Genomic DNA, 21,193 nt, shown 5'->3' with positions numbered 1-21,193 from the left:
CCCGGTTAAAGCAAAAATAGTAAGTACTAACTTTTATGCGTAATCGTGTCCAGAAAGGGCCCGCAGGCTTTAAGAATAGTGAGGCACCGTTTTTCACACCTGCGAGTATAGTCTTCAGAAATTATTTGCCAATAATCAATAGGCCTAAAGAATGGATTTTACGGGCAATATTCAATGTTTGGTAACACACTGCCGCTCGCGCTTGTGCGTCTCTTGCACCATGCTTAGGTGCCACACTGACGGAGGATGTAATGAAGAAAAAACTGACCGAAGCTGATGTGACTGCTGAATCCGTCTTTATGATGCAGCGCCGCCAAGTACTGAAAATGTTGGGTATTGGCGCAACGGCCGCCACGCTCTCGTCGGCAGCCCATGCCGATCTGTTGGATTGGTTTAAAGGCCACGATCGGCCGAAAGCCCCGGCCGGCAAACCGCTCGATTTTAGCAAACCCGCGCAATGGCAAAATCCGCTTCCGCTGACCCCGGAAGAAAAAGTCACCGGCTACAACAACTTTTATGAGTTTGGGCTGGATAAAGCCGACCCTGCCGCCAATGCGGGCGGGATGAAAACCGATCCCTGGACATTAACGATTGATGGCGAAGTGGCGAAGCCGCTCACGCTCGATCATGCGGAGCTCACCTCGCGCTTCCCGTTGGAAGAGCGAATTTACCGCCTGCGCTGTGTGGAGGCTTGGTCGATGGTAGTGCCGTGGATTGGTTTTCCACTGCATAAACTGCTGGCGCTGGTTGAACCCACCAGCAACGCAAAGTATGTCGCTTTCCAGACGCGCTATTCGCCCGATGAGATGCCTGGGCAGAAAGACCGTTTTATCGGCGGCGGGCTGGCCTATCCCTATGTAGAAGCGTTACGGATAGATGAAGCGATGCACCCCCTCACATTGCTGACCGTTGGGGTGTACGGCAAAGCGCTGCCGCCGCAAAATGGCGCGCCCATTCGCCTGACAGTGCCGTGGAAATACGGGTTTAAGAATATTAAATCCATTGTCAGCATTAAGCTGACCAGCAAACGACCGCCAACGACGTGGAACCTCTCCTCGCCGCAAGAGTATGGTTTTTATGCCAATGTGAACCCGCATGTCGATCACCCGCGTTGGTCGCAGGCCACCGAGCGGTTTATTGGCGCGGGCGGGGCATTGGATGTAAAACGTCAGCCGACATTATTGTTTAACGGTTACGCGGATGAAGTGGCGTCGCTCTATCACGGGCTGGATCTTAAGGAGAACTTCTAAGTGCGTTTAACAGCAAAACAGGTAACCTGGCTGAAAGTTGCGCTGCATTTGGCCGGTCTGCTGCCGTTTATCTGGCTGTTCTGGGCGGCTAACCAGGGCTATTTCAGTGCCGATCCGGCGAAAGATATTCAGCATTTTACCGGCAGGATGGCGCTGAAATTCCTGCTGGCGGGCCTGTTGGTCGCCCCGCTCGCGCGTTATGCAAAACAACCTTTATTGATTCGCACCAGACGCCTGCTCGGACTGTGGTGTTTCGCCTGGGCGACCTTGCATCTCACCAGCTACGCGCTGCTGGAATTGGGTATTAACAACCTGGTGTTGCTGGGGCAGGAACTGACCACGCGTCCTTATTTGATGCTTGGGGCGATCAGTTGGCTGATCTTGTTGGCACTGGCCGCCACGTCAACGCAGTGGGCGCAGCGAAAATTAGGCAAGCGCTGGCAAAAACTGCACAACTTTGTCTATCTGGTGGCGATCCTCGCGCCGATTCACTATCTCTGGTCGGTGAAGGTGCTTTCCCCGCAACCAATCCTTTACGCAGCCGCTGCTATCGCCCTGTTAGCGTGGCGTTACAAGAAGTTCCGCCAATGGTGGCATTAGCTTTTCATTCTGTGCAGTTCCCCGCAGAAAGGCTATCATTCTTCGCCATATCCGGTGGCGTGGTTGATAATCTTCCCTGATAAGACCAGTATTTAGCTGCCAATTGCTACGAAATCGTTATAATGCGCGACTTCGGTTTTCATTTTCAGGTTTTTTTCCACCCTGGAAAGGTGACAATCGTGGATCGAAGGTATATTTTGTTTTTTACCGGAGAATCGCAGGAGATAGCGGCATAATGGCTGATAAGTTTCACATTTTAGTGTTAAACGGACCGAACCTTAACATGCTCGGCACCCGTGAACCTGAGAAGTATGGCACGCTCACGCTCGATGAGATTGTTAACCGTTTGAGCACGGAAGCAGCGTCGCTTGATGTGGAACTGGCGCATTTTCAGTCAAACGCGGAGTACGCAATCATCGACCGTATTCATCAGGCTAAAGACAATGTGGACTTCATCCTGATCAATCCGGCCGCGTTTACGCACACCAGTGTTGCTATCCGCGACGCATTGCTGGCGGTGAGCATCCCGTTTATTGAGATCCACCTGAGCAATGTGCATGCGCGGGAGCCGTTTCGCCACCACTCCTATCTTTCGGATATTGCCGCAGGCATTATCTGCGGGTTGGGTGCGGACGGTTATTCATACGCTTTACAGACGGCGGTTAAACGCCTGTCACAATCACACTAAACAAGAGTACGGAACCCACTCATGGATATTCGTAAGATTAAGAAACTGATCGAGCTGGTTGAAGAATCAGGCATCTCTGAACTGGAAATTTCTGAAGGCGAAGAGTCTGTTCGCATCAGCCGCAGCGCGCCTAATGCAGGTTTCCCGGTTATGCAGCAGGCTTATGCCGCGCCGATGATGCAACAACAGCCTGCACTGGCTACCGCTGTCGCGCCTGCCGCAGCGCAGGAAGCCCCTGCAGCAGCAGAAATCAGTGGTCACATCGTACGTTCCCCGATGGTCGGAACCTTCTATCGCACCCCGAGCCCGGACGCTAAAGCGTTCATCGAAATCGGCCAGAAAGTTAACGTGGGCGACACCCTCTGCATCGTTGAAGCGATGAAAATGATGAACCAGATCGAAGCCGATAAAGCAGGCGTGGTGAAAGCCATTCTGGTTGAAAGTGGCCAACCGGTTGAATTTGACGAGCCGCTGGTCGTCATCGAGTAACGAGGCGCACATGCTGGATAAAATTGTTATCGCCAACCGCGGCGAGATCGCACTGCGTATTCTTCGTGCCTGTAAAGAGCTGGGCATCAAGACGGTCGCTGTGCACTCGACGGCGGATCGCGATTTAAAACACGTATTACTGGCGGACGAAACGGTCTGTATCGGTCCGGCACCGTCCGTTAAAAGTTACCTGAACATCCCGGCAATCATTTCTGCGGCTGAGATCACTGGCGCAGTGGCGATTCACCCGGGCTATGGCTTCCTTTCTGAGAACGCCAACTTCGCCGAACAGGTTGAGCGTTCCGGCTTTATCTTCATTGGCCCGAAAGCCGATACCATTCGCCTGATGGGCGATAAAGTGTCCGCGATTACCGCTATGAAGAAAGCAGGCGTACCAACCGTACCCGGTTCCGACGGCCCGCTGGGCGACGATATGGATGTAAACCGCGCCCATGCTAAACGCATCGGTTACCCGGTCATCATCAAAGCGTCCGGCGGCGGCGGTGGTCGTGGTATGCGCGTTGTGCGCAAAGACGCCGACCTGGCACAGTCCATCAGCATGACCCGTGCGGAAGCGAAAGCCGCTTTCAGTAACGACATGGTGTACATGGAAAAATACCTGGAAAATCCTCGTCACATCGAGATCCAGGTGCTGGCCGACGGTCAGGGCAACGCTATCTATCTGGCAGAGCGCGACTGCTCCATGCAGCGCCGCCACCAGAAAGTGGTCGAAGAAGCGCCGGCACCGGGCATTACTCCGGAACTGCGTCGCTACATCGGCGAACGCTGCGCCAAAGCCTGTGTGGATATCGGTTATCGCGGGGCGGGTACTTTTGAGTTCCTGTTCGAAAACGGCGAGTTCTACTTTATTGAGATGAACACCCGTATTCAGGTTGAACACCCGGTGACCGAAATGATCACCGGCGTTGACCTGATCAAAGAGCAGCTGCGCATTGCAGCCGGTCAGCCGCTGTCCATCAAGCAAGAAGAAGTGACGGTAAAAGGCCATGCGGTGGAATGCCGCATCAACGCCGAAGACCCGAACACCTTCCTGCCGAGCCCGGGAAAAATCACGCGCTTCCATGCGCCTGGCGGGTTTGGCGTGCGTTGGGAATCGCATATTTACGCTGGTTACACCGTCCCACCGTATTACGATTCCATGATCGGCAAGCTTATCTGCTACGGCGAGAGCCGAGATGTGGCGATTGCACGTATGAAGAATGCGCTGCAAGAGCTGATCATCGACGGTATTAAAACCAACGTTGATTTGCAGATGCGTATTATGAGCGACGAGAATTTCCAGCATGGTGGCACTAACATCCACTACCTGGAGAAAAAACTCGGTTTGCAGGAAAAATAATCTGCATTGCGCGCAAAAGGCCGGATCTTCCGGCCTTTTTTCTTTTTCTCTCCCCTCATCTTTTCCTTAGGGTACAATCCCCGCTTTCTTCATTTCCAAGGGAAAAAAATGGACAACCGTTTTGTTCAGGCCCACAAAGAAGCCCGCTGGGCACTGTGGCTGACCCTTCTTTATCTTGCAGCGTGGTTAGTGTGCGCTTACCTACCGGGTTCGGAGCAGAGTTTCACTGGCTTACCGCGCTGGTTTGAAATGGCCTGCCTGTTAACGCCGCTGGTATTTGTTTTGCTTTGCTGGGCGATGGTGCGTTTTATCTTCCGTGATATCCCGCTGGAGGATGACGATGCAAACTGAAATTATTGCCGTTCTGGTTATCTACCTGATTGTGGTCTTTGGCCTCTCCTTTTATGCCATGCGTCAACGCAGCAGCGGCACGTTTCTGAGCGAGTATTTCCTCGGTAGCCGTTCGATGGGCGGGTTTGTGCTGGCGATGACGCTGACCGCAACCTATGTCAGCGCCAGTTCCTTTATTGGCGGGCCGGGCGCAGCCTATAAGTTCGGGCTGGGTTGGGTACTGCTGGCGATGATCCAGGTGCCGACCATCTGGCTTTCGCTTGGCATTCTCGGCAAAAAATTCGCCATTCTCGCCCGCCGCTACAACGCGATCACCCTCAATGACATGCTGATGGCGCGCTATCAGAGCCGCGCTGTCGTCTGGCTTGCCAGCATCAGTTTGCTCGTTGCGTTTGTCGGCGCGATTGCCGTGCAATTTATCGGCGGCGCACGTTTGCTGGAAACCGCTGCGGGTATCAAATATGAATCCGGCCTGCTGATTTTCGGCATCACCATTGCACTCTATACCGCGTTCGGCGGTTTTCGTGCCAGCGTGCTCAACGACACCATGCAGGGCATGGTGATGCTGATCGGTACGCTGGTGCTGCTGGCTGGCGTGATCCACGCGGCGGGCGGTTTGCATCACGCGGTCGACACGCTCCAGCAAATCGATCCGAAACTGGTGAGCCCGCACGGCGCGAGCGATATTCTTTCCCCGGCGTTTATGACCTCTTTCTGGGTGCTGGTGTGTTTTGGCGTGATCGGCCTACCGCATACCGCTGTGCGTTGTATCTCCTACAAAGACAGTAAATCCGTACATCGCGGCATTATTATCGGCACCATCGTCATCGCGCTGTTAATGCTCGGTATGCATCTGGCGGGTGCCTTAGGCCGCGCCGTGTTGCCGCATTTGTCGGTGCCGGATCAGGTGATCCCGACATTGATGGTCGAAGTACTGCCACCGTGGGCAGCCGGTCTGTTTTTGGCCGCGCCAATGGCGGCGATCATGTCGAATGTTAACGCCCATCTGTTGCAGGCCTCCGCAACGATCGTCAAAGATCTGTGGCTGAGCGCGCAGCCGACTAAAATTCGTCATGAGCAGCGTTTGAAACGCATTTCGACCGCGACGACATTAATCCTCGGCGTGTTGATGATGCTGGCGGCCTGGCGTCCGCCTGAAATGATCATTTGGTTGAACCTGCTGGCATTCGGCGGGCTGGAAGCCGTGTTCCTGTGGCCGCTGGTGTTGGGGCTTTATTGGGAACGCGCCAACGCGGCGGGTGCGCTAAGCGCCATGATCGTCGGTGGCGTGCTGTATGCCGTGCTCGCCACTTTTAATATTCAGTACCTGGGCTTCCATCCGATTGTGCCCTCGCTGCTGTTAAGTTTGCTGGCCTTCGTCGTCGGGAACCGTTTTGGTCAACCCGCGCCGCAGGCTCCGACTATTTCTGTTAATGAATAAAGAGTTAAGCCATGCCATGGATCCAATTGAAACTGAACACCACCGGCGCACATGCTGAAGATCTGAGCGATGCTCTGATGGAAGCGGGGGCCGTGTCCGTCACTTTTCAGGACACGCACGACACGCCGGTTTTTGAGCCATTGCCGGGTGAAACCCGCCTGTGGGGCGATACCGATGTTATCGGTCTGTTCGACGCCGAAACTGAAATGGCAGACGTGGTTGCTCAACTCGCTTACCACCCGCTGTTGGGTGAAGGCTTTGACCATAAAATCGAGCAGCTCGAGGATAAAGACTGGGAACGTGAATGGATGGATAACTTCCATCCAATGCGTTTTGGCGAGCGTCTGTGGATTTGCCCGAGCTGGCGCGATGTGCCGGATGAAAATGCGGTAAATGTGATGCTCGATCCGGGCCTGGCGTTCGGCACCGGTACGCATCCAACCACGTCGCTGTGCCTGCAATGGCTGGACGGTTTGGATCTGGCGGGTAAAACGGTGATCGATTTTGGCTGCGGTTCCGGCATTCTGGCAATCGCCGCGCTGAAACTGGGTGCAGCAAAAGCGATTGGTATCGATATCGATCCGCAGGCGATTCAGGCAAGCCGCGATAATGCCGAGCGCAATGGCGTCTCGGAGCGCCTTGAATTGTATCTGCCGCAAGACCAGCCAGAGGCGATGAAAGCCGATGTTGTGGTGGCCAACATCCTCGCAGGCCCGTTACGCGAGCTGGCGCCGCTTATCAGCGTGCTGCCTGTTTCAGGCGGCTTGTTGGGGCTGTCGGGGATCCTTGCCAGCCAGGCGGAAAGCGTCTGCGAAGCCTACGCCGATCTGTTCGCGCTCGACCCGGTGGTTGAGAAAGAAGAGTGGTGTCGGATCACCGGCCAGAAAAAGTAATCTTACAACGTGGCCTACGGGCCACGTTTTTGTATGTCCTGTTTTTTGCTATTTGTTTTTGCGGGGGATTATAATCTGTCGCCACATAAGATCTTGTGGTAACACGTTGATTTTAAAATCATTCATCGGACGAATAAAATGAAACTGCACATAGCGAAAACGGCGATTGCCATGGCAAGCCTGGTTCCCTTGCTAGCATGGTCTGCGCACTGGGGTTATGAAGGTAAAGGGTCCCCGGAACACTGGGGTGAACTGAGTAGCGAATTCATAACCTGCCAGAATGGTAAAAACCAATCCCCCATCAATATCGACAAAACCCTCACCGCCCACCTGACCTCTTTTGAATACCATTACCGCGAAAGCCCTGCGTTATTACTCAATAACGGCCATACGATTCAGGCCAGCTTTCTTCACAACACCAACACCCTGATACTGGATGGTGAAACCAGTCATCTACAGCAATTCCACTTCCACGCGCCCAGTGAAAATACCATCCACAGTCAGCATTACCCACTGGAGATGCATCTGGTGCATACCTTTGCGAACGGCGACATCGCGGTGATCGCCGTGATGTTTGAGCTCGGTGCAGCGAACCAAGAGCTGGCAGAGTTGTGGCAGAAGTTGCCGATAAAAGTGGAGAGTTCTGAACCGATACAGCATCGTATCGATTTGGCAGCGCTGTTGCCGGTCGATAAAAGCTACTGGCGCTTCAGCGGTTCACTGACTACACCGCCGTGCTCCGAAGGTGTTACCTGGTTGGTGATGAAACATCCACTGACAATTTCTTCCGAACAGCTTGCGCAGTTCACATCGGTGATACATCACAATAATAATCGCCCATTACAGCCGCTGCATGGTCGGCTGGTCGTCGAGTAACAGGCTGAAAAGTTCATATAAAAAACGAGAGCGGGTTCGCAAAACCCGCTTTTTTTAGTGCAAAAAAACAGCAGTTACGCCGCTTATGAGTCAGTAAAAACCTATAATCTGCGCGAATTTATCAGTTACATGAAAATTTTACCTTTCGCATAACCTAATGAAATCTATGATTTAATGCTTGCCACATCATTGCGGACTGTCTATTCCTTGATCTACAACAGAGGATTGCTCAAAGTTTGGCCTTTCATCTCATGCAAAAAATGCGTAATATACGCCGCCTTGCAGTCACAGTATGGTCATTTCTTAACTCATGCGCATCGGACACCACCAGCTCAGAAATCGCCTGATCGCAGCGCCAATGGCTGGCATTACTGACAGACCATTCCGGACGTTGTGCTACGAGATGGGAGCCGGTTTAACCGTATCCGAGATGATGTCGTCTAACCCGCAAGTGTGGGAAAGCGAAAAATCCCGACTACGGATGGTGCACATTGATGAACCCGGTATTCGCACCGTGCAAATTGCGGGAAGCGACCCGGAAGAGATGGCGGAAGCCGCACGTATCAACGTGGAAAGTGGCGCTCAGATTATTGATATCAATATGGGCTGTCCGGCTAAAAAGGTGAATCGCAAGCTTGCAGGTTCCGCCCTGTTGCAGTACCCGGATTTGGTGAAATCGATCCTGACCGCGGTAGTTGGCGCAGTGGATGTCCCTGTTACGCTGAAGATTCGCACGGGCTGGGCTCCGGAGCACCGTAACTGCGTAGAGATTGCCCAACTGGCCGAAGAGTGTGGCATTCAGGCTCTGACCATTCATGGACGCACCCGCGCCTGTTTGTTCAATGGAGATGCTGAGTACGACAGTATTCGGGCAGTTAAGCAGAAAGTTTCCATTCCGGTTATCGCGAATGGCGACATTACTGACCCGCTTAAAGCCAGAGCTGTGCTCGACTATACGGGGGCAGATGCCCTGATGATAGGCCGCGCAGCTCAGGGAAGACCCTGGATCTTTCGGGAAATCCAGCATTATCTGGACACTGGGGAGCTGCTGGCCCCACTGCCTTTGGCAGAGGTTAAGCGCTTGCTTTGCGCGCATGTTCGGGAACTGCATGACTTTTATGGTCAGGCAAAAGGTTACCGAATCGCACGTAAACACGTCTCCTGGTATCTCCAGGAGCACGCTCCGAATGACCAGTTTCGGCGCACATTCAACGCCATTGAAGACGCCAGCGAACAGCTGGAGGCGTTGGAGGCATACTTCGAAAATTTTGCGTAAACAGAAATAAAGAGCTGACAGAACTATGTTCGAACAACGCGTAAATTCTGACGTACTGACCGTTTCTACCGTTAACTCTCAGGATCAGGTAACCCAAAAACCGCTCCGTGACTCGGTAAAACAGGCACTGAAGAACTATTTTGCTCAACTGAATGGTCAAGATGTTAATGATCTGTATGAGCTGGTACTGGCTGAAGTAGAACAGCCACTGTTGGACATGGTGATGCAATACACCCGTGGTAATCAGACCCGCGCGGCGCTGATGATGGGCATCAACCGCGGCACGCTGCGTAAAAAACTGAAAAAATATGGAATGAACTGATTAATCATCAGTGAGTTGCATTGATAAAAAGGCGCTGACCGGCATGGGTATGCGCCTTTTTTATTGCTCGAAATGACATCTAAAACACTGCTTTCCCGCGCGTTTCGCGGCTGCGGATTAAGGTATATTTCCTGAAAATGGTTGCAAGAAAGGGAGAGACGGAATGATTCGCAAATATGGGTGGCTGATTGCTTTTGCTCTCTCGATCCTCGCGCTGGATGGCTTAATCATGCACTGGGTGGAGTATATGACCACCGACATCGATAAATGCCGCAATATGAATTCCGTCAATCCGCTCAAACTGGTGAACTGCGATAATCTGTAAGTAATTGCTTGTAGCGAAATTTCGTGAAAATGCAGCAATTGCCTTGGTTTACGCAGGGATTTAAATCGTTTTGAGTCATCACCATACGATGATAATGTCTCAGCCCTTTTCGCCTGTACTATTTTCACCTGTACGACAGTAGTTATGCGTAACGCCCTTAGTGAATGAGTTGATGACATCATGCTGGTTAGCCAATACGACTATATCCTTGTTGTTGTTTCTTTTGTTGTAGCCATTTTGGCCTCCTATACCGCCCTGAACATGGCCGGACGCGTCTCCACCAGCACCGGTACGTCATCATGGGTCTGGTTAAGTGGCGGCGGCGTTGCAATGGGGATCGGCGTCTGGGCCATGCACTTTATCGGCATGCTGGCCATGAATATGTCGATGAATATGCACTATGAACCGCTGCTGACCGTGCTCTCAATGGTGATTGCCATCGGTTCGTCGTTGTTCGCGCTGTGGCTTGTCAGCGTTCCCGAACTGCATTTACGTCGTCTGCTCCCTGGCTCCATCGTTATGGGTTTGGGCATTGCGGCGATGCATTACACCGGCATGGCGGCGTTACAGGTTTCCCCGGCGATTATCTGGCGCATGGGCTGGGTCGCCGTGTCGGTGATCATTGCCTTAGTCGCCTCCTTTGCCGCGCTGTGGCTCACTTTCCGCCTGCGTCATGAAGGCGCGCAGGTCGCGCTCATGCGTTTTGGTGCCGCCATTTTGATGGGCGTTGCCATTGCCGGGATGCATTACACCGGCATGGCGGCGGCGCAAATTCCCCTGCAGCACAGCATGGCTGGTCATCATGGTTTCAATAGCAACTGGCTGGCGATCCTGGTCAGCATGATGGCCTTCTCGGTACTGGGCATTACCTTATTGGTATCAATGTTTGATGCCCGTTTGCAGGCGAGAACTTCTTTGCTGGCCACCTCGCTGGCCGCCGCCAACCGCGAACTGGCACGCCTGGCGCTTCACGATACCTTAACGCGCTTGCCCAACCGCGTGTTGTTGGCAGACCGCCTTGAACAGGCGGTGAATAAAGCCAAACGTGAAGGCTCTTTCTTCGCGCTGATGTTTATGGATCTTGATGGTTTCAAAACCGTCAATGATGCGTGGGGCCACGATGTCGGCGATAAATTACTGGTCGCGGTTACCGATCGGCTGACGCAGCAATTAAAAGGGCAATATACGCTGGCGCGCATTGGCGGCGATGAATTTGTGTTGCTGGCGGAAGTCGATGCGCCGGATGATGCGGCCGCTATGGCCAGCTCGCTGGTGCGCGTGATCGATAAACCGTTCAATATCGATCCTTATGATGTGATGGTGACATTGAGCGTCGGTATCGCCCTTTATCCGCACGACGGTAAAAACGAACGTGAATTGATGTTCAACGCCGATGCGGCGATGTATCACACCAAGCATGTGGGGCGTAACGGATACCATTTCTTCCAGCCTTCGATGAATACGCTGGCGCAAACGCAGCTGCAATTGCTGAATGATTTATGGATGGCGCTGGAGCGCGAAGAGTTTCGCCTGGTTTATCAGCCCAAATTCAAAGCCCCTTCCGGCCCGGTGATTGGCTTCGAAGCGCTACTGCGCTGGCAGCATCCTTATCAAGGCGTTCTCTCCCCGGATGTGTTTCTGCCGCTGGCGGAGAAAACCGGCCTGATTGTTCCGCTTGGCAACTGGGTTGTAGATGAAGCCTGCCGGCAGCTCAGCGAATGGCACAAGCAAGGCCATACGGAATGGTCCATCGCCGTCAATCTCTCCACGTTACAGTTTGAGCAGAGCGCGCTGGTGCAAACCATTATGGATACGCTGAAAAAGCATGATGTTCCGCCAGATAAGCTGATTCTGGAAGTTACCGAGACCACCGCAATGAGTAACCCGGATGAGAGCGTACGGGTACTGACAGAATTGACGGCGTCAGGCGTGAAGGCGTCCATTGATGATTTCGGTACCGGTTATTCCAGCTTGTTGTATTTGAAGCGCCTTCCGGCGTGTGAGTTGAAAATCGATCGCGCGTTTGTGCGTGAGCTGAGCAATGAAGGCGATGATGCGACGATCGTCTCGGCGATTGTGGCGCTCGCCAAGACACTGAACCTGAAGGTGGTCGCGGAAGGCGTAGAAACGGAAGCGCAGCAGGCATTTCTTACCGAGTTGGGTTGTAACACCTTACAAGGTTATTTATTGGGTAAACCGGTAAGCGCTGAATCTATTACCGCGCAGGGAAATAAATTTTCCCTGTCGGATTCCGTTATCTGAATACAAAGAAGCTTTTAAATAAAAGCGTCGGCGGGCACTTTTATTTTACGTCGGGAGCGATTTAGATTATTCTTATGCCCCTAATATAAGCCTGACAATTCGTAGCGCTCGTCATTAATCAATACCTTACGTTGGGCAACGATATATTTTCGTCGGCGCTCCATCTTTTCTGCATTATTTCACTTAACAGCCGGTGTTACCTTCATAAAGTTTACAATGCACATACTTTGAGATTATTACGCTGGAGAATCTATTTTATCGAATGATAAAATCACTGTATCGATTCTGAAGAGATATCGCGGTTATTGATGTCGGGAATCGTGATTATTTAGAGGTAACATGATGAAAAAATTCATTTCCGTAGCACTGCTGGCAACCTTCCTTGCGGGTTGTGCCCACGATTCTCCTTGCGTACCGGTTTACGACGATCAGGGTCGGCTGGTACATACCAATACCTGCATGAAAGGGACGACACAGGATAACTGGGAAACCGCCGGTGCGATTGCTGGCGGCGCGGCGGCGATTGCTGGCCTTACGCTCGGCATCGTGGCGCTCACCCGATAAATGTCCAAAAGCGCGGCTTGCCGCGCTTTTGCTTTATAACGGTGCAATCCCTTTTTTAGTCGTAAATTTTTGGCCTCAAAAACGAGCAGTGCGAAACAAATTCTGCCGTTATTCTCTCCCGCTTCGTCTGCAACGCGTTATATTCCACCCGCTTGCGTGATTCAATTCACAAATTAATGCCATCCTATTCATTGCTAATATTCACCTGCGAAACTTGTCTGTTAATACAACGTAAAAAATGACCCTTTTTTGCTCCATTTTGTGGAGCGCGTTGTATTTTTGCACCATCACAGGGCAATCGTTCTGTTTTTTCCTGTCTACACTCTCAATATTGCGGGCTTGGTGCCCAAATTACGCCGCCCGCAAAAACTGGCATTACCTTTGCTTTACCAAAAATGGCCATCGCCACAGACAGGTTCAGGCGTTTCCCGGACGCCTCATATAACGATAAATTTAGCCACACAGGATGCATTATGAAAAAGATGATGATAGCCAGCCTGGTCGCTGCCGGTGCACTGTTTGCTGTCGCAAACCAGGCTCACGCAGGCGCAACGCTGGATGCCGTAAAAAAGAAAGGCTTTGTACAATGCGGTATCAGTGACGGCCTGCCCGGCTTCTCTTATGCGGATGCGAGCGGTAAATTCACCGGTATCGACGTGGATGTTTGCCGTGGCGTTGCTGCTGCCGTGTTCGGCGATGACACTAAAGTAAAATACACGCCGCTGACCGCTAAAGAGCGTTTCACCGCGCTGCAATCCGGCGAAGTGGATATGCTCTCACGCAATACCACCTGGACTTCGTCTCGCGACGGCGGCATGGGTCTCTCCTTCACTGGTGTAACGTATTACGATGGCATCGGCTTCCTCACGCATAACAAAGCGGGCCTGAAAAGTGCGAAAGAGCTTGATGGCGCAACCGTTTGTATTCAGGCAGGTACTGACACCGAGCTGAACGTGGCGGATTATTTCAAATCCAACAAAATGCAATATACCCCGGTGACATTCGACCGCTCTGATGAATCCGCGAAAGCGCTGGAGTCCGGCCGTTGCGATACGCTGGCTTCTGACCAGTCTCAGTTGTATGCGCTGCGTATTAAACTGAGCACCCCGGGCGAGTGGATCGTTCTGCCGGAAGTGATCTCCAAAGAACCGCTGGGTCCGGTGGTTCGCCGTGGTGATGATGACTGGTTCTCTATCGTACGCTGGACGCTGTTCGCTATGCTGAATGCGGAAGAGATGGGTGTGAACTCGAAGAACGTCGACGAGAAAGCGGCAAACCCGGCAACGCCGGATATGGCTCACTTGCTGGGTAAAGAAGGCGACTTCGGTAAAGACCTGAAGCTGGATAACAAGTGGGCTTACAACATCATCAAGAAAGTCGGGAACTACGCTGAAGTCTTTGAACGTAACGTGGGTTCAGAAAGCCCGCTGAAAATTAAACGTGGCCAGAACAACCTCTGGAACAACGGCGGTATTCAGTACGCTCCGCCAGTGCGCTAATTCGCAAGTGCTGTAACGGGCGTCACCCCTGCGTGACGCCCAGCCCAGAGTCATGGTTACTGAGGTTTTCTCTATGTCCCATCGCCGCCCAACCGTGAAAGGTTCCCTTTCCCTTTCTAACCCTGCGGTTCGCGCCTGGCTGTTTCAAATCCTTGCGATTGTCGCCGTGGTCGTTGTCGCAATCTATTTGATACATAACACTGTTACTAACCTGAATAATCGCGGGATCACCTCCGGCTTTGCATTTTTAGATCGCGCCGCCGGTTTCGGGATTGTTCAGCACCTGATTGATTATGAGCAGGGCGATACATATGGCCGGGTGTTCCTTGTTGGCTTGCTGAACACGCTGCTGGTCTCCGCGTTATGCATTGTTTTCGCCTCATTCCTCGGCTTTTTCCTTGGTCTTGCGCGCCTGTCGGAAAACTGGCTGCTGCGTAAACTGTCGACGATTTATATCGAGACTTTCCGTAATATCCCGCCGCTATTGCAGATCTTCTTCTGGTACTTCGCGGTACTGCGTAACCTGCCCGGCCCGCGCCAAGCGGTCAACACGATGGAACTGGTGTTTCTGAGTAATCGCGGCCTTTATATTCCTTCGCCGCAAATGGGCGAAGGGATGCTGGCTTTTGTCGGCGCGATCGCGATCGCCGTGATGATTACCATCAGCCTGTTTCGCTTTAATAAAGCCCATCAGATTAAGACCGGGCAACTGCGTCGCACGTGGCCCATCGCGCTGGCGCTGATCATTATGTTGCCGCTGCTGGCGCACTGGCTGTTTGGCGCGGCATTACATTGGCAAGTTCCGCATCTGCGCGGATTTAACTTCCAGGGTGGAATGGTGCTGATCCCGGAACTGGCGGCGCTGACTATTGCGCTGTCGGTATATACCTCCGCGTTTATCGCCGAAATTATCCGCTCGGGTATTCAGTCGGTTCCTCATGGGCAACATGAAGCGGCCCGCTCGCTTGGTCTCCCGCATCCGGTGACATTGCGCCAGGTGATTATTCCACAAGCGCTGCGCGTCATTATTCCGCCGTTAACCAGCCAGTATCTCAATATCGCGAAAAACTCGTCGCTGGCCGCGGCAATCGGTTACCCAGATATGGTGTCGTTATTCGCCGGTACCGTGCTGAACCAGACGGGCCAGGCCATTGAAACCATCGCCATTACGATGTCGGTTTATCTGCTTATCAGCCTGACGATTTCGCTGCTGATGAATATCTATAACCGCCGTATTGCCTTGATTGAGCGCTGAGGAACGAAGATGACAAAAGCAATTGTGTCGCCCTCTACGCGCCAGATTCCGGCAGGAAGCAATGGCGCGATGTTGTGGGTACGAAAAAATCTGTTTTCTAGCTGGTCGAACTCGCTGCTGACACTGCTCAGCCTGTGGCTGATGTGGGAACTGATCCCACCGCTGCTGGACTGGGTATTGTTTCAGGCGAATTGGATTGGCTCGACCCGCGCCGATTGCACCAAAGCGGGTGCCTGTTGGGTTTTTATCCATGAACGTTTTGGCCAGTTTATGTATGGTCTTTATCCGCACGATCAGCGTTGGCGCATTAACCTGGCTTTGGTAGTTGGCCTGCTCTCTATTGCCCCGATGTTCTGGAAATCACTGCCGCGGCGTGGCCGCTACATTGCCTGCTGGGCGGTAATCTACCCGATTGTTGTTTGGTGGCTGATGTTTGGCGGTTTCCTTGGGCTGGAACGTGTCGAAACCCGCCAGTGGGGTGGCTTAACCCTGACGCTGATTATCGCTTCTGTCGGTATCGCCGGTGCGCTGCCGCTGGGGATTTTACTGGCGCTGGGCCGCCGCTCGAAGATGCCGGTGGTTCGCATCCTATCGGTGGTGTTTATCGAGTTCTGGCGCGGCGTTCCGCTGATTACGGTGCTGTTTATGTCCTCGGTGATGCTGCCGTTGTTTATGTCGGAAGGCACCAGTATCGACAAGCTGATCCGCGCGCTGGTTGGCGTGGTCTTGTTCCAGTCCGCCTATGTTGCGGAAGTGGTACGCGGTGGTTTGCAGGCGCTGCCGAAAGGCCAGTACGAAGCAGCTGAATCTTTGGCGCTCGGTTACTGGAAAACACAGGGGCTGGTTATTCTGCCGCAGGCATTGAAGCTGGTGATCCCGGGGCTGGTGAACACCATTATCGCGCTGTTTAAGGACACCAGTTTGGTGATCATCATCGGTCTGTTTGATCTGTTTAGCAGTGTGCAGCAGGCGACCGTCGATCCCGCCTGGTTGGGAATGTCGACCGAAGGTTATGTTTTTGCTGCGTTAGTTTACTGGATTTTCTGTTTTAGCATGTCGCGCTATAGCCAGCACCTGGAGAAGCGCTTTAACACCGGGCGTACACCGCACTGAGGATCACAATGAGTAATATAACTATGCAATCTGGCGACGCGATGATTACGCTCGAGAACGTGAATAAATGGTACGGGCAGTTTCATGTTTTAAAAGACATCAATCTGGATGTGAAACAGGGGGAGCGGATCGTACTCTGCGGCCCTTCTGGCTCGGGGAAATCGACGACGATTCGCTGCATCAATCATCTGGAAGAACATCAGCAGGGCCGTATTGTGGTTGATGGTATCGAGTTGAACGAAGATATTCGTAATATCGAAAAGATTCGTCAGGAAGTCGGCATGGTGTTTCAGCACTTCAATCTCTTCCCGCATTTGACTGTATTGCAGAATTGCACGCTGGCGCCGATTTGGGTGCGCAAGATGCCGAAGAAAGAAGCGGAGGCATTGGCGATGCATTACCTGGAGCGAGTGAGGATTGCGGAGCATGCGCATAAGTTTCCGGGGCAGATTTCCGGTGGACAGCAGCAGCGCGTGGCAATTGCGCGTTCACTGTGTATGAAGCCGAAGATTATGCTCTTCGACGAACCCACGTCGGCGCTGGATCCGGAGATGGTGAAAGAGGTGCTGGATACGATGATTGGTCTTGCCGAATCAGGGATGACCATGTTGTGTGTAACGCATGAAATGGGATTTGCCCGCACCGTTGCTGATCGTGTGATCTTTATGGATCGCGGTGAAATCGTTGAGCAGGCTCCACCGGATGAGTTCTTCGCGAATCCGAAATCAGAACGTACCCGCGCGTTCCTGTCACAAGTTATCCATTAATCGTTACGGCGTTGTCATACAGGCCATCCTGCAGGGTGGCCTTTTTGTTGCGTAGCGGGAGGTTTATTTATTGCGTAGTGGAAAGTTTATGATGCGCTGAAATGACAAAAGGCCTCGTCTTTCGACAAGGCCTTCTGCTTTATTTGATGCCTGGCAGTTCCCTACTCTCGCATGGGGAGACCCCACACTACCATCGGCGCTACGGCGTTTCACTTCTGAGTTCGGCATGGGGTCAGGTGGGACCACCGCGCTACTGCCGCCAGGCAAATTCTTTTCTAAGTGCCGAACTTTAACCGCTATAACTGGTGCTGATACCCAGAGTCGAACTGGGGACCTCACCCTTACCAAGGGTGCGCTCTACCAACTGAGCCATATCAGCACACTAAATTTGATGCCTGGCAGTTCCCTACTCTCGCATGGGGAGACCCCACACTACCATCGGCGCTACGGCGTTTCACTTCTGAGTTCGGCATGGGGTCAGGTGGGACCACCGCGCTAGTGCCGCCAGGCAAATTCTGTTTACCGCATGCAGACTTCTCCTCCGCACCCGGCTTTATCTGTATCAGGCTGAAAATCTTCTCTCTCTCACACCAAAACATCTTCGGCGTTGTAAGGTTAAGCCTCACGGTTCATTAGTACCGGTTAGCTCAACGCATCGCTGCGCTTACACACCCGGCCTATCAACGTCGTCGTCTTCAACGTTCCTTCAGGAGACTTTAAGTCTCAGGGAGAACTCATCTCGGGGCAAGTTTCGTGCTTAGATGCTTTCAGCACTTATCTCTTCCGCATTTAGCTACCGGGCAGTGCCATTGGCATGACAACCCGAACACCAGTGATGCGTCCACTCCGGTCCTCTCGTACTAGGAGCAGCCCCCCTCAGTTCTCCAGCGCCCACGGCAGATAGGGACCGAACTGTCTCACGACGTTCTAAACCCAGCTCGCGTACCACTTTAAATGGCGAACAGCCATACCCTTGGGACCTACTTCAGCCCCAGGATGTGATGAGCCGACATCGAGGTGCCAAACACCGCCGTCGATATGAACTCTTGGGCGGTATCAGCCTGTTATCCCCGGAGTACCTTTTATCCGTTGAGCGATGGCCCTTCCATTCAGAACCACCGGATCACTATGACCTGCTTTCGCACCTGCTCGCGCCGTCACGCTCGCAGTCAAGCCAGCTTATGCCATTGCACTAACCTCCTGATGTCCGACCAGGATTAGCTGACCTTCGTGCTCCTCCGTTACGCTTTAGGAGGAGACCGCCCCAGTCAAACTACCCACCAGACACTGTCCGCAACCCGGTTCACGGGTCCACGTTAGAACATCAAACATTAAAGGGTGGTATTTCAAGGTCGGCTCCACGCAGACTGGCGTCCACGCTTCAAAGCCTCCCACCTATCCTACACATCAAGGCTCAGTGTTCAGTGTCAAGCTATAGTAAAGGTTCACGGGGTCTTTCCGTCTTGCCGCGGGTACACTGCATCTTCACAGCGAGTTCAATTTCACTGAGTCTCGGGTGGAGACAGCCTGGCCATCATTACGCCATTCGTGCAGGTCGGAACTTACCCGACAAGGAATTTCGCTACCTTAGGACCGTTATAGTTACGGCCGCCGTTTACCGGGGCTTCGATCAGGAGCTTCGCTTGCGCTGACCCCATCAATTAACCTTCCGGCACCGGGCAGGCGTCACACCGTATACGTCCACTTTCGTGTTTGCACAGTGCTGTGTTTTTAATAAACAGTTGCAGCCAGCTGGTATCTTCGACTGGTTTCAGCTCCGTGAGCAAGTCACTTCACCTACGCACCAGCGTGCCTTCTCCCGAAGTTACGGCACCATTTTGCCTAGTTCCTTCACCCGAGTTCTCTCAAGCGCCTTGGTATTCTCTACCTGACCACCTGTGTCGGTTTGGGGTACGATTTCGTGTTACCTGATGCTTAGAGGCTTTTCCTGGAAGCAGGGCATTTGTCACTTCAGCACCGTGGTGCCTCGTCATCACGCCTCAGTGTTAAAAACAACCGGATTTGCCTGGTCGTTCCACCTGCACGCTTAAACCGGGACAACCGTCGCCCGGCCGACATAGCCTTCTCCGTCCCCCCTTCGCAGTAACACCAAGTACAGGAATATTAACCTGTTTCCCATCGACTACGCCTTTCGGCCTCGCCTTAGGGGTCGACTCACCCTGCCCCGATTAACGTTGGACAGGAACCCTTGGTCTTCCGGCGAGCGGGCTTTTCACCCGCTTTATCGTTACTTATGTCAGCATTCGCACTTCTGATACCTCCAGCATGCCTCACAGCACACCTTCAACGGCTTACAGAACGCTCCCCTACCCAACAACGCATAAGCGTCGCTGCCGCAGCTTCGGTGCATGGTTTAGCCCCGTTACATCTTCCGCGCAGGCCGACTCGACCAGTGAGCTATTACGCTTTCTTTAAATGATGGCTGCTTCTAAGCCAACATCCTGGCTGTCTGGGCCTTCCCACATCGTTTCCCACTTAACCATGACTTTGGGACCTTAGCTGGCGGTCTGGGTTGTTTCCCTCTTCACGACGGACGTTAGCACCCGCCGTGTGTCTCCCGTGATAACATTCTCCGGTATTCGTAGTTTGCATCGGGTTGGTAAGCCGGGATGGCCCCCTAGCCGAAACAGTGCTCTACCCCCGGAGATGAATTCACGAGGCGCTACCTAAATAGCTTTCGGGGAGAACCAGCTATCTCCCGGTTTGATTGGCCTTTCACCCCCAGCCACAGGTCATCCGCTAATTTTTCAACATTAGTCGGTTCGGTCCTCCAGTTAGTGTTACCCAACCTTCAACCTGCCCATGGCTAGATCACCGGGTTTCGGGTCTATACCCTGCAACTTAACGCCCAGTTAAGACTCGGTTTCCCTTCGGCTCCCCTATACGGTTAACCTTGCTACAGAATATAAGTCGCTGACCCATTATACAAAAGGTACGCAGTCACCCCATTAATGAGGCTCCCACTGCTTGTACGTACACGGTTTCAGGTTCTCTTTCACTCCCCTCGCCGGGGTTCTTTTCGCCTTTCCCTCACGGTACTGGTTCACTATCGGTCAGTCAGGAGTATTTAGCCTTGGAGGATGGTCCCCCCATATTCAGACAGGATACCACGTGTCCCGCCCTACTCTTCGAGCTCACAGCATGTGCATCTTCGTGTACGGGGCTTTCACCCTGTATCGCGCGACTTTCCAGACGCTTCCACTGACACACAAACTGATTCAGGCTCTGGGCTGTTCCCCGTTCGCTCGCCGCTACTGGGGGAATCTCGGTTGATTTCTTTTCCTCGGGGTACTTAGATGTTTCAGTTCCCCCGGTTCGCTTCACAGCACTATGGATTCATGCTGTGATGATGCACCTGAGTGCACCGGGTTTCCCCATTCGGACATCGCCGGCTATAACGGTTCATATCACCTTACCGGCGCTTTTCGCAGATTAGCACGTCCTTCATCGCCTCTGACTGCCAGGGCATCCACCGTGTACGCTTAGTCGCTTAACCTCACAACCCGAAGATGTTTCTTACGCATCATCACGTTGCGAAAATTTGAGAGACTCACGGAACAGTTCGCACTGTTCCGCGTTTCAATTTTCAGCTTGATCCAGATTTTTAAAGAGCAGATATTTCAAACGTGACTTTACAAGTCAGTTTTGAAATATCAGGGCCGGTGACTTTCACTCACAAACCAGCAAGTGGCGTCCCCTGCGAGGTTCAACCTCATCAGTTAACGCGTGGCGTCCCCTAGGGGATTCGAACCCCTGTTACCGCCGTGAAAGGGCGGTGTCCTGGGCCTCTAGACGAAGGGGACACTGAAGTCTCAATCGCAAGACGCCTTGCTTTCTGCTT

General features: G+C 52.8%; 18 protein-coding genes, 2 tRNA genes and 3 rRNA genes. 18 read left to right on the top strand and 5 right to left on the bottom strand.

The genetic code is table 11. The annotated features are described in order from the left end of the window. Window positions 1-251 precede the first annotated feature (251 nt). The 18 genes from msrP (at window position 252) to AAEY27_RS02330 (ending at window position 17,331) form a co-directional block, all read left to right on the top strand. Entirely contained in the window at window positions 252-1,250 is a 999-nt protein-coding gene (gene msrP / locus AAEY27_RS02415) for a protein-methionine-sulfoxide reductase catalytic subunit MsrP (protein ID WP_342323341.1), read from the top strand. Then, the gene (msrQ, locus tag AAEY27_RS02410; RefSeq protein ID WP_342323340.1) at window positions 1,251-1,850 is read left to right on the top strand and encodes a protein-methionine-sulfoxide reductase heme-binding subunit MsrQ; all 600 of its coding nucleotides are present in this window, start codon (window positions 1,251-1,253) and stop codon (window positions 1,848-1,850) included. 235 nt (window positions 1,851-2,085) lie between these two features. After that, window positions 2,086-2,538, top strand: coding sequence for a type II 3-dehydroquinate dehydratase (gene aroQ, locus AAEY27_RS02405; protein ID WP_342323339.1), 453 nt, complete (start codon window positions 2,086-2,088; stop codon window positions 2,536-2,538). Between the two features lie 21 nt (window positions 2,539-2,559). Then, window positions 2,560-3,027, top strand: coding sequence for an acetyl-CoA carboxylase biotin carboxyl carrier protein (accB, locus tag AAEY27_RS02400; protein WP_342323338.1), 468 nt, complete (start codon window positions 2,560-2,562; stop codon window positions 3,025-3,027). Window positions 3,028-3,037: 10 nt separating this feature from the next. Continuing rightward, window positions 3,038-4,387 (top strand): acetyl-CoA carboxylase biotin carboxylase subunit, encoded by a 1,350-nt coding sequence (accC, locus tag AAEY27_RS02395; protein WP_342323337.1) that lies wholly within the window; start codon window positions 3,038-3,040, stop codon window positions 4,385-4,387. 108 nt (window positions 4,388-4,495) lie between these two features. Beyond that, on the top strand, window positions 4,496-4,738 hold the full coding sequence (locus AAEY27_RS02390) for a YhdT family protein (protein WP_342323336.1): 243 nt from the start codon (window positions 4,496-4,498) through the stop codon (window positions 4,736-4,738). Then, window positions 4,728-6,179 carry a sodium/pantothenate symporter gene (gene panF / locus AAEY27_RS02385; RefSeq protein ID WP_342323335.1) on the top strand — a complete coding sequence of 484 codons (1,452 nt, stop codon included), beginning with the start codon at window positions 4,728-4,730 and terminating at the stop codon, window positions 6,177-6,179. Before AAEY27_RS02390 ends, panF begins: the two co-directional genes overlap by 11 nt. Before the next feature lie 11 nt (window positions 6,180-6,190). After that, window positions 6,191-7,072, top strand: coding sequence for a 50S ribosomal protein L11 methyltransferase (gene prmA / locus AAEY27_RS02380; protein ID WP_342323334.1), 882 nt, complete (start codon window positions 6,191-6,193; stop codon window positions 7,070-7,072). Window positions 7,073-7,210: 138 nt separating this feature from the next. Further along, window positions 7,211-7,948, top strand: a complete 738-nt coding sequence (locus AAEY27_RS02375; RefSeq protein ID WP_342323333.1) for a carbonic anhydrase — start codon at window positions 7,211-7,213, stop codon at window positions 7,946-7,948. Between the two features lie 310 nt (window positions 7,949-8,258). Then, window positions 8,259-9,224 carry a tRNA dihydrouridine synthase DusB gene (dusB, locus tag AAEY27_RS02370; protein WP_342323332.1) on the top strand — a complete coding sequence of 322 codons (966 nt, stop codon included), beginning with the start codon at window positions 8,259-8,261 and terminating at the stop codon, window positions 9,222-9,224. A gap of 25 nt (window positions 9,225-9,249) precedes the next feature. Further along, complete coding sequence (fis, locus tag AAEY27_RS02365; RefSeq protein WP_000462905.1) at window positions 9,250-9,546, top strand: DNA-binding transcriptional regulator Fis; 297 nt, start codon at window positions 9,250-9,252, stop codon at window positions 9,544-9,546. 163 nt (window positions 9,547-9,709) lie between these two features. Then, window positions 9,710-9,871, top strand: a complete 162-nt coding sequence (locus AAEY27_RS02360) for a DUF2556 family protein (protein WP_342323331.1) — start codon at window positions 9,710-9,712, stop codon at window positions 9,869-9,871. 180 nt (window positions 9,872-10,051) lie between these two features. Then, window positions 10,052-12,133 carry a putative bifunctional diguanylate cyclase/phosphodiesterase gene (locus tag AAEY27_RS02355; protein WP_342323330.1) on the top strand — a complete coding sequence of 694 codons (2,082 nt, stop codon included), beginning with the start codon at window positions 10,052-10,054 and terminating at the stop codon, window positions 12,131-12,133. A gap of 342 nt (window positions 12,134-12,475) precedes the next feature. Further along, on the top strand, window positions 12,476-12,697 hold the full coding sequence (locus AAEY27_RS02350) for a lipoprotein (protein WP_342323329.1): 222 nt from the start codon (window positions 12,476-12,478) through the stop codon (window positions 12,695-12,697). Between the two features lie 473 nt (window positions 12,698-13,170). Next, window positions 13,171-14,196: an amino acid ABC transporter substrate-binding protein gene (locus AAEY27_RS02345; RefSeq protein ID WP_342323328.1), complete on the top strand. Its 1,026-nt coding sequence runs from the start codon at window positions 13,171-13,173 to the stop codon at window positions 14,194-14,196. Window positions 14,197-14,269: 73 nt separating this feature from the next. Further along, window positions 14,270-15,451 (top strand): amino acid ABC transporter permease, encoded by a 1,182-nt coding sequence (locus tag AAEY27_RS02340; protein WP_342323327.1) that lies wholly within the window; start codon window positions 14,270-14,272, stop codon window positions 15,449-15,451. A gap of 9 nt (window positions 15,452-15,460) precedes the next feature. Continuing rightward, window positions 15,461-16,564, top strand: coding sequence for an amino acid ABC transporter permease (locus tag AAEY27_RS02335; protein WP_342323326.1), 1,104 nt, complete (start codon window positions 15,461-15,463; stop codon window positions 16,562-16,564). Window positions 16,565-16,572: 8 nt separating this feature from the next. After that, window positions 16,573-17,331, top strand: a complete 759-nt coding sequence (locus AAEY27_RS02330; RefSeq protein ID WP_342323325.1) for an amino acid ABC transporter ATP-binding protein — start codon at window positions 16,573-16,575, stop codon at window positions 17,329-17,331. A 148-nt stretch (window positions 17,332-17,479) separates the two neighbouring features. Here the strand turns inward: AAEY27_RS02330 and rrf (AAEY27_RS02325) are convergent. The 5 genes from rrf (AAEY27_RS02325) to AAEY27_RS02305 form a co-directional block, all read right to left on the bottom strand. Beyond that, a 5S ribosomal RNA gene (gene rrf, locus AAEY27_RS02325) occupies window positions 17,480-17,595 on the bottom strand. 39 nt (window positions 17,596-17,634) lie between these two features. Continuing rightward, window positions 17,635-17,710 (bottom strand) — tRNA-Thr (locus AAEY27_RS02320). A gap of 14 nt (window positions 17,711-17,724) precedes the next feature. Continuing rightward, window positions 17,725-17,840, bottom strand: a 5S ribosomal RNA gene (rrf, locus tag AAEY27_RS02315). A 102-nt stretch (window positions 17,841-17,942) separates the two neighbouring features. After that, a 23S ribosomal RNA gene (locus AAEY27_RS02310) occupies window positions 17,943-20,848 on the bottom strand. A gap of 231 nt (window positions 20,849-21,079) precedes the next feature. Beyond that, window positions 21,080-21,155 (bottom strand) — tRNA-Glu (locus AAEY27_RS02305). Window positions 21,156-21,193 lie beyond the last annotated feature (38 nt).

Source organism: Kosakonia sp. BYX6, assembly GCF_038449125.1.
GTDB lineage: Bacteria > Pseudomonadota > Gammaproteobacteria > Enterobacterales > Enterobacteriaceae > Kosakonia > Kosakonia calanthes.
The sequence above is the reverse complement of the archived record's forward strand: the minus strand, read 5'-3'. Positions and strand labels throughout refer to the sequence as shown.